Origin of the sequence: Pseudomonas sp. KCJK8993, from assembly GCF_046230915.1 — a bacterium.
In the GTDB taxonomy this organism is placed as follows: Bacteria; Pseudomonadota; Gammaproteobacteria; order Pseudomonadales; family Pseudomonadaceae; genus Aquipseudomonas; species Aquipseudomonas piscis.
Genome location: NZ_JBJJLO010000192.1, coordinates 1 through 5,983 on the forward strand (window position 1 = coordinate 1; position 5,983 = coordinate 5,983).

The 5,983-nt window shown below is 54.9% G+C and carries 7 protein-coding genes; all 7 read right to left on the reverse strand.

What is annotated here, in order from left to right; translation table 11 throughout:
- A partial coding sequence (locus tag ACK6AU_RS31100) for a DUF4238 domain-containing protein (RefSeq protein ID WP_409303530.1) occupies positions 1-458 on the reverse strand: 458 nt, incomplete at its 3' end.
- Between the two features lie 174 nt (positions 459-632).
- Positions 633-1,502 carry an HNH endonuclease gene (locus tag ACK6AU_RS31105; RefSeq protein ID WP_409303532.1) on the reverse strand — a complete coding sequence of 290 codons (870 nt, stop codon included), beginning with the start codon at positions 1,500-1,502 and terminating at the stop codon, positions 633-635.
- Positions 1,450-1,839: a (deoxy)nucleoside triphosphate pyrophosphohydrolase gene (locus ACK6AU_RS31110; RefSeq protein ID WP_409303534.1), complete on the reverse strand. Its 390-nt coding sequence runs from the start codon at positions 1,837-1,839 to the stop codon at positions 1,450-1,452. Before ACK6AU_RS31110 ends, ACK6AU_RS31105 begins: the two co-directional genes overlap by 53 nt.
- A gap of 1,280 nt (positions 1,840-3,119) precedes the next feature.
- Positions 3,120-3,620 (reverse strand): DUF2514 family protein, encoded by a 501-nt coding sequence (locus tag ACK6AU_RS31115; RefSeq protein ID WP_409303536.1) that lies wholly within the window; start codon positions 3,618-3,620, stop codon positions 3,120-3,122.
- On the reverse strand, positions 3,617-4,243 hold the full coding sequence (locus ACK6AU_RS31120) for a glycoside hydrolase family 19 protein (protein WP_409303538.1): 627 nt from the start codon (positions 4,241-4,243) through the stop codon (positions 3,617-3,619). Before ACK6AU_RS31120 ends, ACK6AU_RS31115 begins: the two co-directional genes overlap by 4 nt.
- A gap of 50 nt (positions 4,244-4,293) precedes the next feature.
- Complete coding sequence (locus ACK6AU_RS31125) at positions 4,294-4,668, reverse strand: hypothetical protein (RefSeq protein WP_409303540.1); 375 nt, start codon at positions 4,666-4,668, stop codon at positions 4,294-4,296.
- An 11-nt stretch (positions 4,669-4,679) separates the two neighbouring features.
- Entirely contained in the window at positions 4,680-5,936 is a 1,257-nt protein-coding gene (locus ACK6AU_RS31130) for a hypothetical protein (protein WP_409303542.1), read from the reverse strand.
- Positions 5,937-5,983: the final 47 nt, after the last annotated feature.

Genomic DNA, 5,983 nt, shown 5'->3' on the forward strand with positions numbered 1-5,983 from the left:
TCAAAAACAACATCTTTATCCTGGCTTTTGTTTTGAGGATTGTGAGCATTCAGGATCATCTGAACAACCATGAAACTTAGAATCGTATCAAGCGCTTCACACGTGTTATTTTTAACATCAACCAACAACTCAAATTTATTTTCATGAATTAACTTATTGAAAAAACTTGAAGTTCTTAACTCGTATTCAGAGAGCTCTGCCTCTATGTCGAACTTCTCACCAGAACCACCATCAATTAGCATGAAACAATCTTTGCTAACGGCAACAGAAGATATTGGTAGCGGTATTTCTCTGATCTCATTTTCTTTGTCATCGTCAAGATAAACAGTATGGCACCACACTCTTTGTTTATCTTTTTTTTCGGTTGCCGTATCATCACTTCTGAAATTCCTTAAAATCCATTGTGATAAAACGTGTTGATTTCGCTTGTACGGTACTTTAGCACCTGTGTTAATCACTTAGACCTCATTCTAGCCGTATGTGAATGATATACAAACCCATCCAAATGGGTCAGTGCTGCTATTTCAGAATCAAGACCACGCTGAGTAGTTTTCCGCTAACTACCATCAGGAACATAAACGACCAAATCGTCTACTCAAAAATAATTTCTCCTTCTATATACAGGTCCTGAATTAAAGACCGCTCAACCGCACGGTCAATAGTTGCCTATCTGCATCATCATCCAGCACATGCATTCTGCGGTGGCAGTTGGGGCAAAGTGCAGCAGTGTTCTCCACGGTATCGGCCCCGCCTTTTACAAGCCACACAATGTGGTGCGTCTCCAGAAAGGGGCTTCCGTCCTTCTTGTTGAACGGTGCAGCTTCTTGGCACAAGTCACACCGCCCCTTGGATCTGCGCTTGGCATGCTCCGCGACCCAGGCTGAACGTTGATGCTGGGTAACTTTGGCACTGCGCTTTCCAACACTGGCCCGCCCTTGGCGCCGAGCGAGAGCCTCTACCTCAGCATCACTCAATTTACGCGCTTGCTTCTCCTTCACCTGGTTTAGCTGTTGCAGCGTGGAATCTGGTATGGCCGGCAGAGCACCTGACTTGAGGCGTAGCGGGAATACCCACACAAAGCGCTCCTGTCCCTCAGCGTCAGGCTGCCTCTCCTGATACGGGTCATCAGCCAACACCACCTCACCGATGTAGGTATAGGTTTTAGCAGTGAATACTTCGAACAGATGCACGGATACGCCGTTTGCACGGGACTCATTCAGCGTTCTGTTTTGGTTAAATTCCAGCGACTGATCACCCTGCTGACCCATACCGGTGTAGTGCAGCACATCGTTAACCCAGCGATCGTCATAAATGGACGCCACATGGTTCGAAACGATGACGAGGGTGTTGGTACGATTTGAGCGGCGCATCCCACCTTGCGGGCTGCATTGAAACAACTGCGTCAGATCGTCGTTATTGAGATTAGAGCCTGGGACTGGAGGAACAAAATTAACCATATGTTCGGATGATCTCTTCAGCAATTGGAACATCAGCAGGAGCAAGGTCGTATTGCAGTAACTCGTGAGGTCGCACCCACTCGATCAGGTCATGTACCTGCAGGACGAATTGGATGGATTGCAAAACGACGCTGACAGCGATCAGTTCGATCGTGCCGCCGGGATAGGTGTAAATCGAAGAAGTGAGAATCTCGCCGGCGACGGACTCAACACCCAACTCTTCACGTAGTTCACGGGTGATGCAGTCCTGCGGTGTTTCGCCATGCTCAAGCTTACCGCCCGGAAACTCCCACATGCCCGCCAGCTTCTGGCCTGGAGCTCTGCGCGTGATAAGAATTTTCTCGTCGCGATGTACGACCGCGGCAGCTACTGGTGCTGTCATAGCGCGATTCCTTATCGCCAAGTCCGAAAGATCCATAGGAACGAAGGGAAAACATCTTAGCCGAGAACCATCGCCAGCCCGTAATCCGAGATGGGAAATTCTCTTCAGTGCGACGCCGAAAACAGGCTACTTGCGGAAGCGATCCAAAAATTTGCGGAAGTGATTGCCCAAATCCCAGGCAATAAAAAACCCCGTAGACGTTAATCTACGGGGTTTTCAAGGGTGGAGGCCGAGGTCGGAATCGAACCGGCGTAGGCGGATTTGCAATCCGTCCACCATAGGCCAGCCTACCAAGGGCTAGACGGGATTTTTAGTACCAGAACAATCATCATTTCACGTCTCCGCAGGCCGCGGCGCTCAAGGGTGGCTATTCCAGTTTTGGTATTCTTTTTAGCCCATTCTCCCCCCTCCCTCCGGCGTCCTGCCGACCGACCACAGATCCCTACCCCATACACCTCGTCGCCTCAAATCACAGACCTGCAAAACCTTGATTACTGTATACACATACAGCATTGGATTTGAGGCAGTACCATGCACCCCGACACCGAAGACACAGCCGACTGGCTGGGTATCCCCACAACCGAGGAAATGCTGCAGCAGCACATCGTCTTGCTTGAGAACGAGATCGGTGAGCTGAATCAACAGCTGCGCACAGCCCGGGAAAACATCCACAAGCTGGTAGGCCTGTATTCGAATGCAGAGCGTGATCGCGAGGAAGTGCTAGTCAGGCTTCGCAGCATGGCAGCTGAGGCCACACAGCATCGTAATAGGGTTCTACAGCTTGAATCCACGTGCGAATATCTAAGGCGCGCAAACGAGGATCTCCGCCGGCAGATACCGAGGCCAGCAAGGCCCAGGTGAAATAGCTACGGACCTCGTTAGCGGGCTCTTATTGTTCGGTCGACGCCTGCTCGCGCTCAATTGCAGCTACCAACCAGTCTCCAGCCTCCTGAATCTGAGCGTGCCACTCGGACCGATTAACTAGCCCCAATCGCAACATCTCATTGGCGGTGGAGATCAGGTGACAGTAGCGTTCATCGATACATTCCTCAGCGATATCCTGTATAGCCAGTAGATATCGCCATTCAACCAGGGCTGTATTCATCATGAGCTTGACCTCGCCGAATAGCATTCCACGCTTAAGGTATAGCAACACTTCCAGACCTGATGATTTGGCCTCTGCGCATGTCATCATCCGGCGGCACGCCGACGATTTCCCAATATCTTTGTGACATAACGGCAATGCGCAGGGTTCAGTCTTGCACTCCAGGCCCTACACACTATCTCGCCAAACTGTCGTAGGCCTGCTCGCAAGTCACTCCCCTGCTCCGGCTTTGATCAGCATCTGCCGCCAGATCTCCCGCTCTTTGATCAGCGCGCTTGAACAGCTCGGCAAACACCAGGGCGGTGCGGGTTGCTGTCGCGCGTGCGGCGGTAGTGCAGGAATTGCTGCTGGTCGTACGCTTGAGGCGATCGGTGAGATCGTCGACGATCCGCTGCAGGCTGTCAGCAGCAGCGCGAGCGGTAACAGCATCAGCTGCAGCTTGATCGATTTTCCGTTGTCCATCCTGAACCGCCTTGTTGATTGAGTTCTGCCGGGCCTGCTCTTTGTCGCGCTCCTCGCGCTCAGCCAGGGCCCAGGCCTGTTTGTCGCCGGCGTCACGTGCGCTCCAGCGGGCCTGCCACTCTGCACTCTCGACTGATCGACCGTGCTGGTAGATCCCCCAGTAAGACGCGAGGATCAACAACAGGACGACCGCGCGTAGCACCCAGGCGCTCACTGGAGCACCTTGAGCGCCAGCTCATAGAGAGCCCTGCGATCAGCCGCGCCATTCGGCACCCGACCAGGCGCCCCGGTGTTGATGATGCTGCCGATGTCCTGGATACGGCCGGCGTCGGCCAGTTCGTTGAGCCCATGCTGTGCCCACCACCATGCAGCGGACTGGGCGGCCTGTTCGGGTTGCTCGAGCAGCTCGGGCTGCGCCTCCAGTGGCAGGCCCAGGCCGGCGCTGGCGGCACGGTAGTTCGATCTGCCGGTGACCTGCAGCAAGCCGCGGCCACGAAAGCGCCAGCCATCGCCAGAGGCCTCCGGGCCGTTGCCCATCCGGTTGGCGTAGACCTTGTTAGCGATCTTCTCGGGCTGCCTAGCGTACGCGCCAGCTGTCTGTGGCGTGAACCGGTTTGGCCAGGTGCGCATTAGCGCCTCGGAGCTGTAGTTCAGGTTCTCGACCAGGCTGCGTAGCTGGCCAGACTCATGCCCGACCTGGGCGATGAACGCCGCCTGGCGAACTCTGGAATCGATCTTCCAGCGCGCCATGGCGCGGTTGAGGGCAGGAACAAAAACGCCCGCTACAGGGCGGGCGTTCGGGAGAATCTGCAACAGTTGCTGTTCTATGAGTGGCATTGTGTTTTCTCCAGACATAAAAAACCCGCTCGTTGGCGGGGTTCGAAAACTTACTCTGGCCGCTGCGGGCGTCGACCAGGATCAGGTGAATCGGGGCCGCCTTTCACCCAGGCCCTGAGCTGGCCGCGATATGCGAGCCACTGCTTGCGCGTACCTGGTAGCAGGTCGGCAACTTCAATCCCCGCTTCCGCCTCCTCCAGGCGCTCAAGCTGCGCTGCAGCAATCGCAATTTGCTCCGATCTCCATTCAGCATCCTTTCGGGCCTCTTCGCTGGGCGACTCGCTCCAGCCAGGAAACAACCAGACCTGATCCCAGAACTCCGCGAAGGACTCGACAAGTACTGCCCCCTCTGGCGGAGTATGGTCGCCGACAAACCTTGCTGCTTGCGTTCCGTCACTCCAGACGTACTGATATGCATTGCTCATAAGTCCCCCTGTTAGATCGCTACAACGATGCAACGAAGCTCGACGTTTGCCCAAGGGAGGTAGGCAACGGCTCCCGAACCAAAAGTGTTGATCATCCCAAGGTTAGGGCTGCTGTTGCACTGGATTCTGAACCCATTCGGATCTGTCAGCTCCCATGCTGTGAACCCGGTTTGATAGGCTGTTTCCGCGTTCGTGCTCACTGAAACTACTGAGCCAACTTGCCATCCGGCTGTAGCTACTTTGATTCGTCCTTGCCACGTATACGATGTGCCGGGAATGCCAATGTTATGTTGAAAGTAAGAGGTTGCCCCGGCTTGCAGGGTTCGCCAGTCGCTAACCCACTTCTTCACGCTGCTGCCAGCGTAATGCATCACCCAGCCTGAAGCAGCTCCATTGACGCACCCGCGCACGGCCATGACGCTGGCGTCGGTGGCGTGCACTACCATCGTCCAGTTGGTCGCGTCGTACCAGTTCATGTCGAGTGTTCCGTAAACACCAGGCCCGCCAACGGTTGCTGGCGAAACTCGGTATTTCCCGTTCGAACGAAGGGTTGAGATGTTGTCGATATGTGCAATCTGATCACCTGGCAAGTTCGAGCGCGGGTCAGCGCCAAGCCCGTAATCGTTGCGCAAAAGGAATCGGCGCCAAGGCTGCCAAGTGTCGGTCATGCGCTGAAAGTAGACGGTATCAACGTCGTGATCGGTAGCGATTCGAGTTCGGCGCGTGGCAGCACCAACCATCGTGATGACTTGACCGTTGCCACCCGGAAAACCCGCCGTGTTTCCTGCATAACCAGCAAATGCCGTAACGTCATCTGCGGTGACGTTAAGGCTTTTGGAACCGAGCCCGAACGCCATAGGGCTGACCATGTCGGCGAGTTTGGTTTTCTCGAGCGTGGTGTAGTCGTTCGATGACAGCGTCTTGCCGGCCACCTTGTCCACCTTGCTGTCTAAAGTTGCTTTGTCAGCTTTTAGGCTCAACCCTTCCGACACGGATGTTTTGTCGGCCTTGAGGTTAAGCGCGGTCTCCACGCCAGACTTGTCCGCCTTGCTGTCCAAGCCAATGGCAGTCGCAAGTGCCGCCTTGGGGATGTCGCCCGTGGCATCGGGCTTGACTCCGGCCGCGGATTTCACGGCTCCGTTGCCGACCTCACCGATAGCCGTGTACAGCTCCTCGGTCATGCCGTTGATTTTCGTCATCGCCGACCGAAAAGTGTCGCCGCCCTGCCCCGTCGGGATAACCCCGAGTTCAATGTTCTTGCGCGCCATGTTTTCTCCAGCTAGCGGGTAGGGTCAAAAGGATATTGATATTCAGA

Bases quoted from the DNA above. Each gene is read 5' to 3' on its own strand.
- ACK6AU_RS31120 (WP_409303538.1), bottom strand. From the start codon at position 4,243: ATGCCACTCATAGAACAGCAACTGTTGCAGATTCTCCCGAACGCCCGC.
- ACK6AU_RS31110 (WP_409303534.1), bottom strand. From the start codon at position 1,839: ATGACAGCACCAGTAGCTGCCGCGGTCGTACATCGCGACGAGAAAATT.
- ACK6AU_RS31125 (WP_409303540.1), bottom strand. From the start codon at position 4,668: ATGAGCAATGCATATCAGTACGTCTGGAGTGACGGAACGCAAGCAGCA.
- ACK6AU_RS31130 (WP_409303542.1), bottom strand. From the start codon at position 5,936: ATGGCGCGCAAGAACATTGAACTCGGGGTTATCCCGACGGGGCAGGGC.